Below are 17,502 nucleotides of genomic sequence, written 5' to 3'. Positions count from 1 at the left end.
TGCGGAGGCCCCCTTGCCTACATCCTTGCAGGCGGCACCGACAGTTTCAGCGGGCGCTGAAGCAACCCTTACACGCACCCGAACTTGCGCGCTCCGCACCACAGGCCACCCGCCCCGCACCACAAGCCGCCCGCCGCACACCTCGAGCCGTCCACCACGCGCCGCAAGCCGTCCACCCCGCGGCGAAGCCATCCCGCCGCTTTCCCAAGCCCGCGCGTCCCGCACTCCAAACCGCCCGGTCCGCCGCGAAGCCATCCCAGCCCGCCAGCTAACGCGCTGGCCTCGCGCCCCAAGCCATCCATCCCGCTGCGAAGCCATCCCGGCCCGACCCGTACCCGCGCGGCCCGCACCCCAAGCCACCCACCCGCGAAGCCACCCGACCCGACCCCAGGCCGCTCGGCCTGCCCCGAGCCCACTCACCCGGCGGCCGCGACCCAGGCCCGGCCGCGTGCGCCGTACCCGTCACGACCCGCTCCGCCGTGCCGCCTCCGCCAGCCGCGCCTTGTGCACGCGCGCCAGTTCGGCCGCCTTCGCCTGCGCCTCCTCCATCCGCGACTTCATCGGCGCGCGCCAGTGGTGGCAGATCGCGATGGCCAGCGCGTCGGCGGCGTCGGCCGGCTTCGGGGCGACCTTCAGGCCCAGCAGTTTGGTGATCATCATCGTCACCTGGGCCTTGTCGGCGCGGCCGGAGCCCGTCACGGCCGCCTTCACCTCGGACGGCGTGTGGAACTCGACCGGCAGCTCTCGTTGGGCGGCGGCGAGGGCCACCACGCCTGAGGCCTGCGCGACACCCATCGCGGTGCGGACGTTGTGCTGGGCGAAGACGCGTTCGATGGCCACGACGTTCGGCTCGTAGCGGTCCATCCATTCGCAGACGCCGACGTACAGCTCGTGGAGGCGCACGGACAGAGGAGCGTCAACGGGCGTGCGGAGGACGTCGACGGCCACGGCTCGCACGGTTCGGCCTGGGCCGCCGTCCACGACACCGAAGCCGCACCTGGTCAGACCGGGGTCGACCCCGAACACCCGCACGACAGCCCCACTCCCACCGACGACCTGAACGCAAGACCTGGACGAACACTCGTTCGAACCATATCCGGTGTGCCGCAGGGGGAGGCGCACCGACACGGTTCGACAAGTCCACGCCGCGTCACTACGGTGGTCAGGTTTCTGATCACAGGAGTTGCTGGTGAAGCGGTTCTGGCTCGTCGCGGGGTGCGTCGGCACCTTCATGGCGGCCGCCGTCATCACCGCGCTGGCCGCGCCGCGCGACGTCGGGGTCGCGGTCGACAAGGTCGTGCAGCTCGTGTTCGCCGTGGCGGCGTTGATCGCCTACGCGCGCGCCGGGAACCGTTGGATGACGGCGGCCATGGGCAGTCTCACGATCGGGTTGTCGGCGTGGATCTGGGGGCAACAGATCCTTGGCGTGCAGTTGCCGACGTCCACTATCGCGCCGTTGGGGTTCACGATGGTGCCGGTGCTGTGCCTGGCCGCGGTGGTGGCACGGGCACAAGCCGCGCGACGGGCTGACGACCTGCTACCGAACTACCGCAGCCGCACAGTCGTGGTGCTCGACGGGCTGATCGTGATCGGGTCGCTGTTCGTGCTCACGTGGGTGTCAGCGCTGGAGTCGCTGACACGGCCGTGGGCGACACAAGGGCCGGGGTTCATCACCGTAGTGGCGCACCCGGCGGCGTACCTCGTGTTGCTCGTGGCGATCGTGGTGATGTCGTGGACGCATCAGTCCGTGCGTCAGTGGTCGATGGTTTTCGTTGCACTGGCCGGTATCGCGCAGTCGTCGTCGGGGTGGGTCTTCGCGTTCTACATCTCCAAGGGCATCACGGCGATTCCGGCGGCGGCGGACATCGGGTTCATGCTGTGCCCGGCTTTCTTCCTGTTGAGCGCGCTCGCACCGACGCGCGACGCACCACCTATGCCCGGCCGTATGCGCATGGCCGACATGCTGCACCTGTTGGTGCCTTATCTACCGCTCGCGATCACGGGTCTCTTCGTCCTGTGGAACACCGCGACCGGCGGGCGGCTCAACCCCGTGGAGATCTACGTCGGGCTTGCGGTCGTAGGGCTCGTGATCGTGCGTCAGCTGTTGACGATGATGGACAACGTCAGGCTGATGGACCAGCTACGGCTCAGTAGAGAGCAGCTGCGGCATGAGGCGTCGCACGACCCGTTGACGGGCGTTGCGAACCGATCGCTGTTCCGCGAACGCCTCGACCGCGCGTTGGCCGTGCACGACCGTGAGACGCCGTTGATCCTTCTGTTCATCGACGTCGACGGCTTCAAAGGCATCAACGACACCCACGGCCACGCGGAAGGCGACATCGTCCTGCGCAACGTCGCCGCCCGGCTGGAGCACAGCGTGCGGCCGCAGGACACGGTGGCGCGGCTCGGCGGTGACGAGTTCGGTGTGCTGGTCGACGGCGGCGACGCGGAGGAGATCGGCGAGCGGCTGCTGAAGGCGTTGTCGCACCCGCACGAGGTGCACGGCCGCGTTCACGTCGTCAACGCCAGCATCGGTGTGGCACAACGGTTTTCGCACGACCCCACAGTGACGGCCGACGACGTGCTCGGAGCCGCGGACGCCGCGATGTACACGGCGAAGCGGCTCGGCAAGGGCATGGTCGTCGTGCACGGTTCCCCGCTTCCGGAGATGACGTGACCCCAGAGCAGTTGATCCAGGACCTCGGCATGCAGGAGCTGCCGGTCGAGGGCGGTTACTTCGCGCAGACGCACCGCTCGGAGGAGGTGTCGGCTATCGCGTACCTGTTGCGAAAGCCGGACTTCTCGGGCATGCACGTGTTGAAGCACGTCGAGATCTACCACTTCCACGCCGGTTCTCCGTTGCAGATGCTGCTGCTGCACCCGGACGGCAGCGTGCAGCAGCCGTTGCTGTCTGAGTCGAACCCGCAGGTCGTGGTGCCCGCAGGCGTGTGGCAGGGAAGCGCACCCTCTGGCGAATGGTCGCTCGTCGGCACCGTGGTGGTCCCGCCGTACACCGACGACATCGTGTCGTTCGGCCACGCGGACGACCTGTGCACGCGTTATCCGTCTCACGCTTCGGCGATCAAGGCTTTGTGCCGCTTCTAAGATCCTGGGAATGGCCCTTGTCCCGCTGAACGGCATCGAGCTCAACGTCCAGACCGAGGGCTCCGGCGACCTCGTCGTCCTGGTGATGGGCACCGGCAGCCCCGGCCGCGTCTGGCGCACCTACCAGGTGCCCGCGCTGGTCAAGGCCGGCTACCGGGTGGCGTACTTCGACAACCGCGGCATCAAGCCGTCCTCGGAGTGCGCGGACGGCTTCACGATCGACGACATGGTCGCCGACACCGCCGCCCTGATCACCCACCTGGGCGCACCGGCCCACGTCGTCGGCACCTCCCTCGGCGCCCGCGTGGTGCAGGAACTGGTGCTCACCCGCCCCGACCTGGTGCGCAGCGCCGTGATGATGGCGACGACCGCGCGCCCGGACCCGGTGCAGCAGATGTGGGCGCGTGGCATGCGGGAGCTGCACGACAAGGGCATCGAGCTGCCGGCGGCGTTCTACGCGGCGACGTCGGTGGTCCGCAACCTCGCGCCGGCGACGCTGGAGGACCCGGTCATCGCCCGCGACTGGCTGCAGATGTACGAGTTCGCGAGCGCCGCGCCGTCCGCCGGCGAACGCGTGCAGCTCTCGCTCGGCGACTTCCCCCCGCGCGTCGACGCCTACCGCGGCATCACCGTGCGGTCGCTGGTGGTGGGCTTCGCGGAGGACCGCGTCCTGCCACCCCGCCTGTCGCGCGAGGTGGCGGACGCGATCCCGGGCGCCCGCTACGCCGAGGTCGCCGACTGCGGGCACATCGGGTACCTGGAGCGGCCGGACGAGGTGAACCGGTTGCTGGTCGAGTTCATCGGGGGCGCGTGAACTCGCCGGAGCTCACCGGCTTCCTGGCCGGGCTGGAGCGCGGCACGACGCTGTCCGGGACGGTCGCGGCGGTCGAACGGTTCGGCGTGTTCGTCGCGCTGGACGACGGCCCGCCGCACCCGGTCTTCCCCGGCGTCGGGTTCATCTCCGCCGCAGAGCTGTCCTGGCGGCGCTTCGACGCGTTCACCGACGTCGTCCAGGTCGGCGAGCGCGTCACCTGCGAGTTCCTCCAGTTCGACACGACGAACCTGGAGGCGCGGCTGTCGTTGAAGGCGACGCGGCCCGACCCGTTCCAGACCCTCACCGTGCCCGGCGGCCTGATCCGCGCACGAGTGACGACGGTGGTGCCGTTCGGGGTGTTCGTCGAGGTCGCCGACGGGCTGGAAGGGCTGCTGCACCAGAGCGTCGCGCCGGGGCCGTTCGAGGTCGACGACGAGGTCACCGTCGTGGTGACCGAGATCGATCGCGAACGGCACCGCATCCACCTCGGCCTTCCAGCCTGAACCCGTCCACGGTCCCAACGCCCGCCACCACGTCGACGTACCCGCAGAGCCCGCGCGGCTGTGCCTGATCACGGCGTTGTTCAGCGGTGCTCAACAAAGGCTGACGTCTCCGCGACCATCTCGGCCAGAAACGCGCTCCGGTCGAAGTCCGGCTCTTCCGCCGCTCCCGGTGGCAACGTGTGCATGAAACTGAAGTGCCCCGCGCCCGGCACCACCCGCAGGTCCACCGCTGCCGCCTGCCTCAGCACCTCGACCTGGGCGACCGGCGTGACGGTGTCCGCCGACCCCGCGTACACCAGCATCGGCGCGACGACCCCGTCCAGCGCACCGGGCGCCGCGAACCAGCCCGCAGCCGGCGCGTAGAGCACGAGACGGCTGATCCTCGGCTCGCGCGGCACCTCGATCGGCTGCCGGTCGCGGCCCCACGGCGTCGCACCCGCCAGGCACAGCAGGGCCCACGCGCCGATCGAATGCCCGACCCCGACCACCTCGGCGTCCGGCCCGACGTCAGCCAGCGCCGCCAGTCGCGTGGGCGCGCCAGGTGGTCGTCGAGGGTGGCCGTCGCGGGGACCAGCCGGTCGAACCGAGGCGCGATCACCCGGTCGCCCAGCGCGTCGAGCAGCGGGCGGTGGCGCTCCGGGTCGCCGCCACCACCGGCGGCGAACAGCACGACTCGTTCCACGGCGGGGTCCTCCTCGGTGGTTCCGATCGCCCGGTCCTGAGCCGGATGATGCCAGCCGGGCGGGACCGCGCGGCCCGTCGAACCCGCCCGGCGCAGTCCGCCGGGACACGCCGGGTGCCGAGCCGAGTTGTCCACAGATCGCCGAACGGTGGGTTGACAGGGCGTTTCAGCGACTAGCCTCGACAATCCGGCCGGTTGGTGCCCCCTGGGCGGGTGGGGCCTGCGCGGTCGATGATCTTGAAGGCTTGCGCGCCTCGGCAGCGCCGGCGGTCACACACCAGCGATCACACACCAGCAGCACATCTCCCAGCGGCACATCTCCCAGCAGCGCACCTTCCAGCAGCGCACCTTCCAGCAGCGGACCCTCAGCGACACCTGCGCGTCAGCGGTGCGCGGCCTGCCCCGTCGGCCTCAGCAGGATCTCGTTCACGTCCACACTGGACGGCTGCGACACCGCGTACAACACCGCCCGCCCCACGTCCGCCGGCTCCAGCTTCGGATCGTCCACCCGCGACGCCGGGATCGCGCCGGTGTCGACCAGCCCCGGCTGCACCACGGTCACCCGCACCCCGGTCTCCACCGCCTCGGCCCTGATCGCCTGCGCCAGCCCCGTGACCGCCCACTTCGTCGCCGAGTACAGGTTCTCGGGCCGCACGCCACGCCCGGCGGCGGAGCCCGTCAGCACCAGGTGCCCGCCGGAGCGGATCAGCGCCGGCATCGCGGCGCGCGCGGTGAAGGCGGGGCCGCAGACGTTCGTGACGACCATGTCGGCCCATTCGGACGGACCGGCGCCCGCCGTTGTGGTGAACGACGTGTCCACCGAGACTCCGGCGTTCGCGAAGACCACGTCGATGCGGCCCCAGCGCGATTCCACTCGCGACATGAGGTCCTGCACGGAATCCCAGGAGGAGACGTCACATCTAGCGTCCCAGCCGCGATCGCCGACAGATTCTTCAGCCGATCGTGAGGCACGCACGACGCGATAGCCGGCGTCTAGTGCCAACGAAGCCGTTGCCGCACCGATGCCGCGGGAAGCGCCGGTCACCACGAAGACCTGTTCCATGATCGGAACCCTAGTCAGGGAGATGTCAGCGGCGCCTGTTTTGATGGGTCGCATGACTTTGAACCGCAGGTCCGTGTTCGGGCTGGGAACCGTCGCGGCCGCGACGGCCGTGCTCGGGTCCAACGGCGCAGCGCAGGCGCAGGAGGAGCCGGAGGTCGAGATCGAGCGTTTCCCGACCACCGCCGAACGGTCGCGCAAGCGCGTGGCGCAGATCTACCGCAGGCAGGTGAGGAAGGCACGCGGCACCTGGTCGTCCTACATCACGGTCGCTGACCTGGACGGCAACACCAGGCCCGCCGTCGACGAGGACGCGGACAGGGTCGTCGAGGCCTACAGCGTCAACAAGATCGCCGTGGCCGTGGCGGTGCTCGATAAGGTGGACCGCGGGCTGGTCAAGCTCGACCAGACGGTCACCGTGTCGGCCGCCATCGTCATCCAGGACACCGACGGCATCTTCGCGCTCGACGGGGCGTACCCGAGCGAGGTCACCGTCGGGCACGCGCTCGCGAACCTGCTGACCGTCTCGGACAACACGGCCGTGCGGCTGTGCGGGCTGGTCGTGCCGGCGCTGGAGCTCAACGAGATCCTGCGCTCCAAGGGCTTCGTGCACACGCAGGTCGTGCCGGTCACCAACCCGAACCGGTTCTTCCTCGGCACCACGACGGCGCGCGAGACGCACACGTTGCTGCAGAAGCTGGTCGACGGTGAGCTGCTCTCGCCCGCCTCGACCGCGTACCTGCTCAACATCCTGCGGGCGACGGCGAGCTTCACCGACGGCGTGCGGCTCAACCTCACCACCAACGAGCGGTTGCGCGTCGCGACCAAGGCCGGCTGGTTCGAGGACGGCCGCAACGAGGCCGGGATCATGTTCAGCGAGGACAACCGGGCGATCCTGGTCTACTCGATGTTCGCCTCCGGCACGTTCACCGGCGACAAGGCCCAGAACGACCAGGACTTCAGCACCACGCACCCGGCCGTCGCAGCCCGCGCCGAGCTCGGCAGGTCCATGTTCGACGCGGTCATCAAGATCACGACCAGCAAGCCGAAACACCGTGCAAAGGTTTACAGGTTCTTCAACGGCGGCTGATTCCTGAGGATTTTCCGAAACCGGGCCACCGGGCACCGGTTCTCGGATATACACGTACACACGCCGGGGTCGGTCGTCGCCGCCGTCGACGACCGGCTTCCCCGCGTTTCTCAGAGCGCCGGTTCCACAATGGAGTGGTACCTGCGCGCCACCTCCTCGATCACGTCGTCGAAGTCCGCCGCCCAGATGTCGGCGTTGAAGATCTCCACCTCGACGTCCCGCGCATACCCCGTCGCGGCGACCTGCCTGGTCAGCCGGTCGAGGTCGATCGAGCCGTCCCCCGGATAACCACGCCCCAGCAGCACGTCGGCCGGTACCGGGGTGAGCCAGTCACACACCTGGTACGACGCGATGAGTGCACCCGCGCGCGCGATCTGCGCATCGACGTCCGGGTCCCACCAGACGTGCAGCGCGTCGACGACGACACCCACCGACTCGTGCTTCTCGGCGATGTCCAACGCCTGCGCCAACGTCGACAACACGCCGCGATCCGCGCAGAACACCGGGTGCATCGGTTCCAACGCCAGCGTCACGCCCGCCTCGGCGGCGTACCCGGACAGTTCCGCGATCGCGTCGGCCACGCGCTGACGTGCGCCGATCAGGTCTTTGTCGCCCGCCACTCCCCCGACGACCATGACCAACGTGTCCGTGCGCAACGCCGAGGCCTCGTCGATCGCACGGCGGTTGTCGTCCAACGCGGCACGGTTGTCCAACGCCGTCAGCAACCCGCCACGGCACAACGACGACACGCGCAGCCCCGCGTCCGCGACGAGCTTCGCGGTGCGTTCCAGGCCGTGGTCGGCGACCGGTTCACGCCACAGCCCGATGGACTCGATGCCGTGCCGCACACAGCCTTCGACCGCCTCGACGACGGTCGCGCGCTTGATCGTGGCCTGGTTCAGCGAGAGGCGAGCCACTGCTGCCACCGCCGTTCCGCGAACTCGGGCTCGATCACGCCGGCGACCTCCGCGAGCCGTTTGGCCTCGGCCAGGTGCTCGACGCTGCGAGCCGTCTGCAGGCCGTCGAGCAGCACGAACTGCTCTTGGTGCCCGGCCAGCCACGCCAGGAACACCACGCCGGTCTTGTAGTAGTAGGTCGGCGCGCTGAACAGGTGACGCGACAACGGAACCGTGGGCGCCATGATCCGGTGGAACTCGGCGGTGTCACCGGCGGCCAACGAACGCAACGCGCGCGCCGCCACCGGCGCGATCGGGTCGAAGATGCCGAGCAGCGCGTCGCTGTGGCCCTGTTCGTCGCCCGCGATCAGGTCCGGGTAGTTGAAGTCGTCGCCGGTGTAGCAGCGGACGCCCGCCGGCAGCGCGCGGCGCAGCCCGATCTCGTGGTCGGCGTCGAGCAGCGAGACCTTCACGCCGTCGACCTTGTCCGGGCGAGCGCGGATGATCTCCAGGAAGTTGCGCGTGGCCTGCGGGACCTCGGCCGCGCCCCAGTACCCGGCCAGCGCCGGGTCGAACGCGGTGCCGAGCCAGTGCAGGACCACGGGCTCGCTGACGTTGTCCAGCAGCGTGCCGTAGACCTTCGCGTAGTCCTCCGGGCCGCGCGCGCACGCAGCGAGTTGGCGCGAACACATCAACACGGGCTGTGCGCCCGCTTCCTGAACAGTTTCCAGCTGTTCGAGGTAGGCCTTGAGCACGTCGTCGAGGCCCGGTTCGCCGGTCAGGTGGTCGGTGGCCACTCCCGCGCAGATCCGGCCGGTCTTCTCGGCGGCGCTGCGGCGGATCAGCTCCGCGGCGGTCGGCCAGTCCAGGCCCATGCCGCGCTGGGCGGTGTCCATGGCCTCGGCGACGCCCAGGCCGTGCGACCACAGGTGGTGCCGGAACGCGAGAGTCGCGTCCCAGTCCACCGTGCGTTCATCTTCCGCCACAACGTGTGCCGCGGCGAACACAACCCGTTCATGCCGGCTAGACATCCGTCAGCTCCACCCTGCGACCCTCCGAAGAGGACTGCAGCCCGGCCGCCGCGAGCGCGACCCCGCGGGCACCGGCCCGGAAGTCGTGCGGGAACGGCGTGCCCTGGTGGACGTGCCGCAGGAACTCCGCCCACTGCACCTTGAACCCGTTGTCGAACTCCTCGTTGTCCGGCACCGGCTGCCACTGCTCGCGGAACGGGTGCGTGACCGGGAGGTCCGGGTTCCAGACCGGCTTCGGCGTGACGGCGCGGGGCTGCACGAAGCACTCGCGCAGCCCCGCGACCGCACTGCCCTCGGTGCCGTCCACTTGGAACTCCACCAGCTCGTCGCGGCGCACCCGCACGCACCAGGACGAGTTGATCTGCGCGATGACGCCGTTCTCGATCTCGAAGATGCCGTACGCGGCGTCGTCGGCGGTGGCGGCGTACTCGGCGCCCTGCTCGTCCCAGCGGGTTGGAATGTGCGTGACGGCGCGCGCGGTGACGGCCTCGACGCGGCCGAAGAGGTTGTGCAGCAGGTAGCTCCAGTGGCAGAACATGTCCGAGACGATGCCGCCGCCGTCCTCCGCCCGGTAGTTCCAGCTCGGGCGCTGCGCCGGCTGCCAGTCGCCCTCGAACACCCAGTAGCCGAACTCGCCGCGCACGCTGAGGACGCGGCCGAAGAAGCCGCCGTCGATCAGCCGCTTGAGCTTGCGGATGCCGGGCAGGTACAGCTTGTCGGCCACGACGCCGTGCTTCACGCCCTTGGCGTCGGCGAGCGCGGCCAGTCGCAGCGCCTGCTCGACGGTCTCGCTGACCGGCTTCTCGGTGTAGACGTGCTTGCCGGCGTCGATCGCCTTGGTGATCGATTCGACGTGTTTCGACGTCACCTGCGAGTCGAAGTAGATCTGCACGTCCGGATCGGCGAGCGCACCGTCGAGGTCCGTGGTCCAGCGCGCGAGGTCGTGGCGTTCCGCGATCTCCTTGAGCTTGTCGGCGTTGCGCCCGACCAGCACCGGCTCGACCTTCAGCACGGTGCCGTCCGGCAACCGCACCCCCTCGTCCCGCAGCGGGAGCAGGGACCTGACCAGGTGCTGGCGATATCCCATCCTCCCGGTGACGCCGTTGACGGCCACTCCGATGGTCCGAACCGCCATCGCACCTCCCTGGAAACAGCGCTGGAAAGCGCTTTCCCGTCACGCTAACGGCGGTGCTTCGCGGCCGTCAACCTCCACGGGAGCTAGTCTCCCGTCCACACATGCACTAGACGGAGGTGGTCGTGTCCGCCCGACAGGTGACGCTCGCCGAGGTGGCGAAGCAGGCGGGTGTGTCGCTGGCGACCGCCTCGCGGGTGCTCAACGGCAGCACGCGGCAGGTGAGCGAGGACCTGAGCGACCGCGTCCTGCGCACCGCGGAGCAGCTCGGCTACGTGCCGAACGCCTCGGCGCAGGCGCTGGCCCGCAACACCAGCTCGCTGGTGGGACTGGTGGTGCACGACATCACCGACCCGTACTTCTCCTGCATCGCGGCGGGCGTGACGCGGGTGGCCGAGGAGAACGGCCTCGTCGTCGTGCTCGGCACGACGAACCGGTCGCCGGACCGCGAGGTGGAGCTGTTGTCCACGCTGCGCGCGCACCGGGCCCGTGCGGTGGTGCTGGCCGGTTCGCGGACCACGGACCGTGCGGCGCAGACGCGGCTGGCGGCGGAGATCGACGCGTTCACCGAGCAGGGCGGCCGGGTGGCGTGCGTGTCGCAGGCGAAGCTCGGCACGGACACGGTCGTGCCCGGCAATCGGGCCGGAGCGCGCGCGTTGGCACGGGAACTGGCGGCGCTCGGGCACAAGAAGTTCGCCGTTTTGGGTGGTCCTTCCGAACTCGTGGTGGCCCGTGACCGGCTCGCGGGCTTCAAGGCCGGACTGGCCGACGCGGGCGTCGCGCCACCCGTCGTGATCAACGGCCCGCTGACCCGCGACGGCGGCCACGAGGCCGCGGTGGAGCTGCTGGGCACGCGCAAGTCAGCCCGCGCGACCTGCGTTTTCGCTGTGACCGACGTGATGGCGATGGGTGCGATGGCCGCGCTGCGCGAGCAGGGCGTGCGGGTGCCGGAGGACATCTCGATCGCCGGTTTCGACGACATCCCGACGCTGCGCGACACGGTTCCGGCGCTGTCGACCGTGCGGCTGCCGCTGGAGGAGATGGGCGAGATCGCCGCAGGTCTCGTGCTGGATGCCGGTGGTGACGAGGCCCGCACCGTTCGTGTCGCCGGTCAGGTGGTGCTCAGGGCGTCGACTGGTCACAATTAGTCTGGCCACCCATTAGCCTGGTCTGGCTGTTCACGTACTTAGTCATGAGGAGTTGAGCCGTCCCCATGGGGTCTGGCCCCGGCTGGCATACCAACCCGGTCCCCCGTTGCCCGGGAGCGCGTAGGTGACCGGAATCCTGCTGAGTGTGCTCGGTCTGCTCGCCGTCGTGGCGCTGACCGCCGGCACCTTCATCGCGGTGGCGGCGGAGTTCTCGCTGACCGCTCTGGAACGCAGCACCGTCGAGCGGCACGTCGCGGAGGTCGGCGACGCGAAGGCGCGGACGATCGACCGCGCGCACCGCACGTTGTCGTTCCAGCTCTCCGGCGCGCAGCTCGCCATCACGCTGACCACGCTGATCACCGGTTACATCGCGGAGCCCGCGATCGCGTCGCTGATCGAACCGGGGCTCACGGGCCTCGGCGTGCCGGCGTCGGTGGCCGACTGGCTGTCGCTCGGTCTCGCACTGGCGCTGGCCACGGCGTTGTCGATGGTGTTCGGCGAGCTCGTGCCGAAGAACCTGGCGATCGCGAAGCCGCTGGAGACGGCGCGCGCGGTCGCGGGCCTGCAGGCCGGGTTCTCGACCGTGTTCCGCTGGCTGATCACCGCGATGAACGGCTCCGCGAACTGGCTCGTGCGCCGCTTCGGCGTGGAACCGGTCGAGGAGCTCGCCTCCGCCCGCTCACCGGAGGAGCTGGGCGCACTGGTCCGCACCTCCGCCGAGCACGGCACGCTCGACCAGAGCACGGCGGTCCTGCTGGACCGCTCGCTGCGCTTCGGCGACCGCACGGCCGGTGAGCTGATGACTCCCCGTGTGCGGGTGGAAGCCCTTCGCGCCGACGCGACCGTGCTCGACCTTGTGCAAAAAGCACGCGAAACCGGCTTTTCGCGCTTTCCGGTGCATGACGGTTCGTTGGACGAGGTCCGCGGCATGGTGCACGTGAAGCAGGCTTTCGCCGTGCCCGCTCCTCTGCGCGGGACGACTCCTCTGTCGGCGTTGACCCGCCCGGTGACGTCGGTGCCGGAGACGTTGGAGGGCGACGCCCTGCTGGACCGGTTGCGTGCATCGGGCCTGCAGACCGCGCTGGTCGTCGACGAGTACGGCGGCACCGCCGGCATGGTGACGCTCGAGGACGTGGTCGAGGAGATCGTCGGCGACGTCCGCGACGAACACGACCGCGGCGAGGCACCCCCGGTGCGGTCCCTCGGCAAGGACAGCTGGCTGGTCTCCGGCCTGCTGCGCGACGACGAGGTGGCCGAGGCCACCGGCTTCCACATGCCGGAAGGCGACTACGAGACCCTCGCCGGCCTCGTGCTGACCCGACTCGGCCGCATCCCGGACGTCGGTGACGAGATCAGGGTCGACGGCTGGCGGGTGACGGTCATGCGCATGGACCGCCACCGCGTCGCCGAACTTCGGGTGGTGTCGGCATGAACTTCTTGATCGTCGTGTTGCTGCTGGCCGGCAACGCCTTCTTCGTCGGCGCCGAGTTCGCCGTCATCACCGCTCGCCGCGACCGTTTGGAAGCGTTGGCCGATAAAGGCTCCTCGCGCGCACGCACCGCCATCAAGGCCTCGCAGGAGCTGCCGCTCCTGATCGCCGGCGCGCAGTTGGGCATCACGCTCTGCTCGCTGGGCTTGGGTGCGATCGCCGAACCGGCACTGGCCTCGGTGCTGGAGGGGCCCCTCAGCGCCATCGGGTTGCCTACCGCCTTGGTGCACGGTGTGGCGTTCGCGGTGGCGTTGGTCATCGTCGTCGCCCTGCACACGATCCTGGGCGAGATGGTGCCGAAGAACCTCGCCATCGCGGGCCCCGAGCAGGCGGCGTTGTGGCTGGTGCCTGTGCACTACGGCTTCAGCCGGATGATCGCGCCGGTCCTGGCCCTGTTCACCGCGTTCGGCCGCTGGGTGCTGCGCCGCTTCGACGTCGAGCCGGTCGACGAGCTCGAGTCGTCGTACACGCCGGAAGAACTGGCACTGCTGATCGCGCAGTCCCGTTCGGAGGGCCTGCTGGAGGACTCCGAACACCGCCGCCTCGCGCAAACCCTGACGTCGGCCTCCCGCACGGTGGCCGACGTGCTGGTGCCCTTCGACCGGCTGACGACCGTGTCGGCCTCCCCCACCGTGGGCGAGGTGGAGGCGGCGGTGGCGGCGACCGGGTTCTCCCGGTTCCCCGTGCTGTCGGACGGTCGGCTGGTCGGATATCTGCACATCAAGGACATCCTGGACCTCGAAGGGGCCTCGACGCTGGTGCCGCGGTCGCGGGTGCGGGGCCTGCCGGAGGTTCCGGTGGACGCGCGCCTGGACGAGGCGTTGGCGGCGCTGCGGCGGGCGCAGTCCCACCTGGCCCGGGCGGTGGGGGCCGACGGGGCGGTTCGCGGTGTGGTGGCGCTGGAGGACCTGGTGGAGGAGTATGTGGGGACGGTTCGGGACGGAACGCACGTGCGCTGGGTGTAGCGCGGCTCGGGTTCCGGACCCGCTCGGTGTGAGGCGCGCTCGGTGTGAGGCGCGCTCGGTGTGGGCCCGCTCTGTGTGGGGCCCGCTCTGTGTGGGGGCCCGCGGCAGGGCGCGGGAGATTCACCCGATCGGGGTGTCCTGATCTGCCGGGTCGCTCGTCCTGCGTATGAGGAAGTGCGCGGGGCGGAGGTGGCCGGAGGTGATGGGCTGTGGAGTTGTGGGGTGCGGGCGCGGCTGAGGTCGGTGACCGGTGAGCGCTGCAGCCCGAAGCGGGTGGCGGGCGGGGACGGCCAGGAAGCGCGAGACCTGAGCGGAGGCCTGCGACGGCACGGCGTGCCAGGTCGGAAATCGGGAGTGCCGCGCACTACCGCGGCAACCTGGCCGACATGGGTGCCGGTGTTGCTGGGTGGGGGAAGCCGTTCTTCGCGCCGGCGACGGGGTATCGGTTGGACGGGCCGGTTCGGTGATCGTGGGGTGTGGGGTCACGCACCTGCGGTACCGGGTGCGGTGCGGATTTCCAGCATGAGGCAGCCCGCGTCTGTCCGATAAGGACCGTGCGGCATGCCGGGGCGGCGGGTGGCGAAGTGGCTCGCGGTGAAGGTGTGGCCGAGAGTCAGGTCGGTGAGGTCGCCTTCCAGGAGGTAGACCTCCTCGTGGTAGTCGTGGCGGATCACGCCGGACGTCTCCAGGCCCGGCTGCCAGCGGGCGATTCGGGTGAGGGTTGCGGAGTCCGGGTCGTGGCTGAGGACGCGTTCGGTGACGCCCGGTGCGGCCGGGTGCCACGGGAGGTCGGCGACGGGGAAGAACTCGTGTTGGGTGCGCACGTCAGAGCCTCCGGTTCGCCAGGACGGGCAGGGTGCGGCGGGCTTCCTCGACGAGCGAGGTGTCCACATCGGACAGAAGGGTGCCCGGTCCGTCGGTGAGGCGGTCCAGCACGGCGCCGAGTGGGGAGACGACGGCGCTGCGGCCGATTCCGGTCGGGGCGGCACCGAAGTCCTCGGCGGGCAGGGCCTGGCCGCAGGCGAGGACGTACGCGGTGGAGTCCAGGGCGCGGGCCCGGACGAGGAGGTCCCACTGGTCGGCCTTTCCGGGGCCCGCACCCCAGGAGGCGCCGAGCAGGATGACCGCCGCGGTGTCGGCGAGGGTGCGGAAGAGCTCGGGGAAGCGGACGTCGTAGCAGGTCGCGAGGCCGAAGGTGGTGCCGTCGACCTCGAAGGTCACCGGCTTGCCGCCCGGCGTGACGGTGTCGGACTCGCGGAAGCCGAACGCGTCGAACAGGTGGATCTTGGCGTAGCCGAGGTGCAGGTCGGCGCCGGTGACGAGGGTCGTGTTGGTGACGCGGCCGTCGGTGCCCGGGGTGAACATGCCGGCGACCACGACGACGCCGTGCTCGGCGGCGATCTCGCGGACGGCGGTGGCCCAGGGGCCGTCCAGCGGTTCGGCGATCGGGGCCAGGGGGACGCCGAAGCGGCATTGTGCGGCTTCGGGGAACTGGACGATGCGTGCGCCGGCTTCGGCGGCGCGGGCGACCTCGGCGCGGATCGTTACGAGGTTGGTGACGGGATCGGCGGTCGAGCTGATCTGGCACAGGGCGATGCGCATGATCCTCCTCTGGTATACATGTTGTATGCAGGTCGCGGACAGCTTGTCAGGCCGGGAGAAGGCCTACGAGTTCATCAAGGACACGATCCTCGCCGCCCCGGAGATGCAGGGGCGGTTCATCAGCGAGCAGGACGTGGCCAACCAGATCGGTGTGTCGCGCACACCGATCCGTGAGGCGCTCCTTCTTCTTGCGGCCGAAGACCTGGTGCAGCTCATGCCGAAGAAGGGTGCGTACGTCGCGCCGTTGTCGTCCCGGCAGATCACCGAACTCATGGAACTGAGGGGGGTTATCGAGCGGTACGCGGCGGAACGCACGATGGCCGAGGGCACGGTTCCGTTGGAAACGATGAAGGCGTACATCGAGGAGCAGCGGGTGCAACAGCACGACGCGCGCGAGTTCATCGATGTCGACAGGCAGTTCCACGCGGTTCTCGTGTCGGCGACCGGCAACGAGCTGTTGACGAAGACCTACGAGGGGTTGCGCGCACGGCAGGTGCGCGCGGGTGTGGTGGCGTTGTTCCGTGCGAACAACCGGCAGCAGGCTGTGATCGACGAGCACAACGCGATCGTGGCCGCGCTTGAGTCCGGAGACGTCGGCGCGGCCACCGCGGCGATCACCGCTCACTTGGACACCACGCTGAAGGTGCTGCTCAACGGCTGAGCGTCCGCCTCCCCCGGACCGCGGCCGAGACGCAGACCGATCAGTGTGACCACGCACGCGACGGAGACGTACAGACCGACGACGACCCACGTGCCGAACTCCGCCAACAGCCACGTGAACAGCAACGGCGCGACGGCACCGCCGATCACACCGGCCAACGTGTAGGCGAGCGAGCTGCCGGTGTAGCGCAGCCTTTCGGTGAACTGCTCCGCGATGAAAGCCGCCTGCGGGCCGTACATGAACGCGTGGAACCCGAGCCCGACGACGACACCGACGACGATCAACGCGACAGAACCGGTGTCCACCAACGGGAACAGCACGAACGGCCACACCGCGCCGCACACCGCGGCCACCGCGTAGAGCCCGCGCCGGTTGACCCGGTCGGACAGCCAGCCGGCGAGCGGCATCAGGAACAGCTGGAAGCCGGACGCGATCAGCACGGCGATCAGGCCGACGTTGCGCGACATTCCCAGCTGCGTCGTGATGTACGTCAGCACGAACACGGTGTGCAGCGCGTACAACACATCTGGCCCGACGCGAGAGAGTACGGCGGCGATCAGCGGACGGGTCTGCGTGCGGAAGACTTCGCTGACGGGCGCGGACGGGCGTTCGCCGCGTTCCTCGATCGCCTTGAAAACCGGGGTCTCCTCCAGCTTCACCCGAATCCACAGGCCGAACACGACCAGCACCGCGGACAGCAGGAACGCCACGCGCCAGCCCCACGACATGAACGCCGCCTCGGACAGCGCCACGCCGAGCAGCGCGAGCACACCGTTGGCCATCAGGTTGCCAGCGGGCGGGCCGATTTGCGCCGCCGACGCCCAGAACCGCGTTTCTCCGGATCGCCGTACTCGCTGGACAGCAGCACCGCGCCGCCCCACTCGCCGCCGAGACCGACGCCTTGCGCGAATCGCAGCAGCACGAGCAGCACACCGGCCGTGGGACCGATCGCGCTGTGCGTGGGCAACAGGCCGATGAGCAGCGTTGCGATACCGGTGATCAGCAGCGTGGTGACCAGCACGCGCTTGCGGCCGATCTTGTCGCCGAGCCGGCCGAACAGGAACCCGCCGAGCGGACGCGACAGGTAGCCGACCGCATAGGTCGAGAACGCGAGCAGTGTCGCCGTCAGCGGCTCCGAGCTCGGGAAGAACAACGGGCCGAGCACGACGGCGGCGGCGACGTTGTAGATGGCGAAGTCGTACCACTCGAGCGCGGTGCCCGAGAGAGAGGCCACAAACGCGCGGACGAGCGCGGACCTGGGTACCTCTGTCGTTGCTGTAGCAGGCGGCATGCGGTAATACTGCCTGTATACAACTCGTATGCG

Annotated in this window: 17 protein-coding genes and 1 pseudogene; 9 read left to right on the top strand and 9 right to left on the bottom strand. The window is 69.8% G+C overall.

Annotated elements, in window-relative coordinates; translation table 11 throughout:
- Positions 1 to 462: 462 nt before the first annotated feature.
- A complete protein-coding gene (gene ruvC, locus BBK82_RS25645; protein ID WP_065917291.1) occupies positions 463 to 1,032 on the bottom strand; it encodes a crossover junction endodeoxyribonuclease RuvC in 570 nt (189 codons plus the stop codon).
- Between the two features lie 157 nt (positions 1,033 to 1,189).
- Here ruvC and BBK82_RS25640 point away from each other — a divergent pair, with 157 nt between their 5' ends.
- From BBK82_RS25640 to BBK82_RS25625, 4 genes are read left to right on the top strand one after another with little or no spacing between them, the layout of a single operon-like run.
- On the top strand, positions 1,190 to 2,677 hold the full coding sequence (locus BBK82_RS25640) for a GGDEF domain-containing protein (protein WP_237047577.1): 1,488 nt from the start codon (positions 1,190 to 1,192) through the stop codon (positions 2,675 to 2,677).
- Entirely contained in the window at positions 2,674 to 3,105 is a 432-nt protein-coding gene (locus BBK82_RS25635) for a cupin domain-containing protein (RefSeq protein WP_071812666.1), read from the top strand. Before BBK82_RS25640 ends, BBK82_RS25635 begins: the two co-directional genes overlap by 4 nt.
- A 10-nt stretch (positions 3,106 to 3,115) precedes the next feature.
- Positions 3,116 to 3,919, top strand: coding sequence for an alpha/beta fold hydrolase (locus BBK82_RS25630; RefSeq protein WP_065917289.1), 804 nt, complete (start codon positions 3,116 to 3,118; stop codon positions 3,917 to 3,919).
- The gene (locus tag BBK82_RS25625; protein ID WP_065917288.1) at positions 3,916 to 4,422 is read left to right on the top strand and encodes a S1 RNA-binding domain-containing protein; all 507 of its coding nucleotides are present in this window, start codon (positions 3,916 to 3,918) and stop codon (positions 4,420 to 4,422) included. The genes BBK82_RS25630 and BBK82_RS25625 overlap by 4 nt, the downstream gene beginning before the upstream one ends.
- 80 nt (positions 4,423 to 4,502) lie before the next feature.
- Here BBK82_RS25625 and BBK82_RS25620 read toward each other — a convergent pair whose 3' ends face one another.
- Both BBK82_RS25620 and BBK82_RS25615 read right to left on the bottom strand, forming a co-directional pair.
- Positions 4,503 to 4,910, bottom strand: a complete 408-nt coding sequence (locus tag BBK82_RS25620; RefSeq protein WP_065917287.1) for an alpha/beta hydrolase — start codon at positions 4,908 to 4,910, stop codon at positions 4,503 to 4,505.
- 576 nt (positions 4,911 to 5,486) lie between these two features.
- Complete coding sequence (locus BBK82_RS25615) at positions 5,487 to 6,170, bottom strand: SDR family oxidoreductase (protein ID WP_065921344.1); 684 nt, start codon at positions 6,168 to 6,170, stop codon at positions 5,487 to 5,489.
- 49 nt (positions 6,171 to 6,219) lie between these two features.
- Here BBK82_RS25615 and BBK82_RS25610 point away from each other — a divergent pair, with 49 nt between their 5' ends.
- Complete coding sequence (locus BBK82_RS25610) at positions 6,220 to 7,254, top strand: serine hydrolase (RefSeq protein WP_154697488.1); 1,035 nt, start codon at positions 6,220 to 6,222, stop codon at positions 7,252 to 7,254.
- A 110-nt stretch (positions 7,255 to 7,364) separates the two neighbouring features.
- Here the strand turns inward: BBK82_RS25610 and BBK82_RS25605 are convergent, their stop codons facing one another.
- From BBK82_RS25605 to BBK82_RS25595, 3 genes are read right to left on the bottom strand one after another with little or no spacing between them, the layout of a single operon-like run.
- The gene (locus tag BBK82_RS25605) at positions 7,365 to 8,180 is read right to left on the bottom strand and encodes a sugar phosphate isomerase/epimerase family protein (protein WP_065917286.1); all 816 of its coding nucleotides are present in this window, start codon (positions 8,178 to 8,180) and stop codon (positions 7,365 to 7,367) included.
- On the bottom strand, positions 8,153 to 9,181 hold the full coding sequence (locus BBK82_RS25600; protein WP_083268145.1) for a dihydrodipicolinate synthase family protein: 1,029 nt from the start codon (positions 9,179 to 9,181) through the stop codon (positions 8,153 to 8,155). Before BBK82_RS25600 ends, BBK82_RS25605 begins: the two co-directional genes overlap by 28 nt.
- Complete coding sequence (locus BBK82_RS25595) at positions 9,174 to 10,316, bottom strand: Gfo/Idh/MocA family protein (RefSeq protein WP_065917284.1); 1,143 nt, start codon at positions 10,314 to 10,316, stop codon at positions 9,174 to 9,176. Before BBK82_RS25595 ends, BBK82_RS25600 begins: the two co-directional genes overlap by 8 nt.
- Positions 10,317 to 10,438: 122 nt before the next feature.
- Between BBK82_RS25595 and BBK82_RS25590 the strand changes: the two genes are divergently transcribed.
- From BBK82_RS25590 to BBK82_RS25580, 3 genes are all read left to right on the top strand, one after another.
- Entirely contained in the window at positions 10,439 to 11,461 is a 1,023-nt protein-coding gene (locus BBK82_RS25590; RefSeq protein WP_065921342.1) for a LacI family DNA-binding transcriptional regulator, read from the top strand.
- 124 nt (positions 11,462 to 11,585) lie between these two features.
- Positions 11,586 to 12,893 carry a hemolysin family protein gene (locus tag BBK82_RS25585; protein ID WP_065917283.1) on the top strand — a complete coding sequence of 436 codons (1,308 nt, stop codon included), beginning with the start codon at positions 11,586 to 11,588 and terminating at the stop codon, positions 12,891 to 12,893.
- On the top strand, positions 12,890 to 13,915 hold the full coding sequence (locus BBK82_RS25580) for a hemolysin family protein (protein WP_065917282.1): 1,026 nt from the start codon (positions 12,890 to 12,892) through the stop codon (positions 13,913 to 13,915). The genes BBK82_RS25585 and BBK82_RS25580 overlap by 4 nt, the downstream gene beginning before the upstream one ends.
- A gap of 482 nt (positions 13,916 to 14,397) precedes the next feature.
- Here the strand turns inward: BBK82_RS25580 and BBK82_RS25575 are convergent, their stop codons facing one another.
- Together BBK82_RS25575 and BBK82_RS25570 are read right to left on the bottom strand one after the other, a co-directional pair.
- Positions 14,398 to 14,739 carry a cupin domain-containing protein gene (locus BBK82_RS25575; protein ID WP_065917281.1) on the bottom strand — a complete coding sequence of 114 codons (342 nt, stop codon included), beginning with the start codon at positions 14,737 to 14,739 and terminating at the stop codon, positions 14,398 to 14,400.
- Between the two features lies 1 nt (position 14,740).
- Positions 14,741 to 15,517: a carbon-nitrogen hydrolase family protein gene (locus BBK82_RS25570; RefSeq protein ID WP_154697487.1), complete on the bottom strand. Its 777-nt coding sequence runs from the start codon at positions 15,515 to 15,517 to the stop codon at positions 14,741 to 14,743.
- On the opposite strand from BBK82_RS25570, the gene BBK82_RS25565 reads away from it, so the two are divergent.
- A complete protein-coding gene (locus BBK82_RS25565; RefSeq protein WP_237047576.1) occupies positions 15,516 to 16,178 on the top strand; it encodes a GntR family transcriptional regulator in 663 nt (220 codons plus the stop codon). The genes BBK82_RS25570 and BBK82_RS25565 overlap by 2 nt on opposite strands.
- Here BBK82_RS25565 and BBK82_RS25560 read toward each other — a convergent pair.
- Positions 16,139 to 17,469: pseudogene (locus BBK82_RS25560) on the bottom strand (MFS transporter). The gene BBK82_RS25565 and the pseudogene BBK82_RS25560 sit on opposite strands and share 40 nt — an antisense overlap.
- Positions 17,470 to 17,502: the final 33 nt, after the last annotated feature.

It is taken from the genome of Lentzea guizhouensis, from assembly GCF_001701025.1.
Classification (GTDB): domain Bacteria; phylum Actinomycetota; class Actinomycetes; order Mycobacteriales; family Pseudonocardiaceae; genus Lentzea; species Lentzea guizhouensis.
The sequence above is the reverse complement of the archived record's forward strand: the minus strand, read 5'-3'. Positions and strand labels throughout refer to the sequence as shown.

What these genes read in the sequence shown, in the direction of transcription:
- BBK82_RS25630 (WP_065917289.1), top strand. Translation starts at nt 3,116, where the DNA reads ATGGCCCTTGTCCCGCTGAACGGCATCGAGCTCAACGTCCAGACCGAG.
- BBK82_RS25610 (WP_154697488.1), top strand. Translation starts at nt 6,220, where the DNA reads ATGACTTTGAACCGCAGGTCCGTGTTCGGGCTGGGAACCGTCGCGGCC.
- BBK82_RS25600 (WP_083268145.1), bottom strand. Translation starts at nt 9,181, where the DNA reads ATGTCTAGCCGGCATGAACGGGTTGTGTTCGCCGCGGCACACGTTGTG.
- BBK82_RS25595 (WP_065917284.1), bottom strand. Translation starts at nt 10,316, where the DNA reads ATGGCGGTTCGGACCATCGGAGTGGCCGTCAACGGCGTCACCGGGAGG.
- BBK82_RS25580 (WP_065917282.1), top strand. Translation starts at nt 12,890, where the DNA reads ATGAACTTCTTGATCGTCGTGTTGCTGCTGGCCGGCAACGCCTTCTTC.
- BBK82_RS25565 (WP_237047576.1), top strand. Translation starts at nt 15,516, where the DNA reads ATGATCCTCCTCTGGTATACATGTTGTATGCAGGTCGCGGACAGCTTG.
- BBK82_RS25570 (WP_154697487.1), bottom strand. Translation starts at nt 15,517, where the DNA reads ATGCGCATCGCCCTGTGCCAGATCAGCTCGACCGCCGATCCCGTCACC.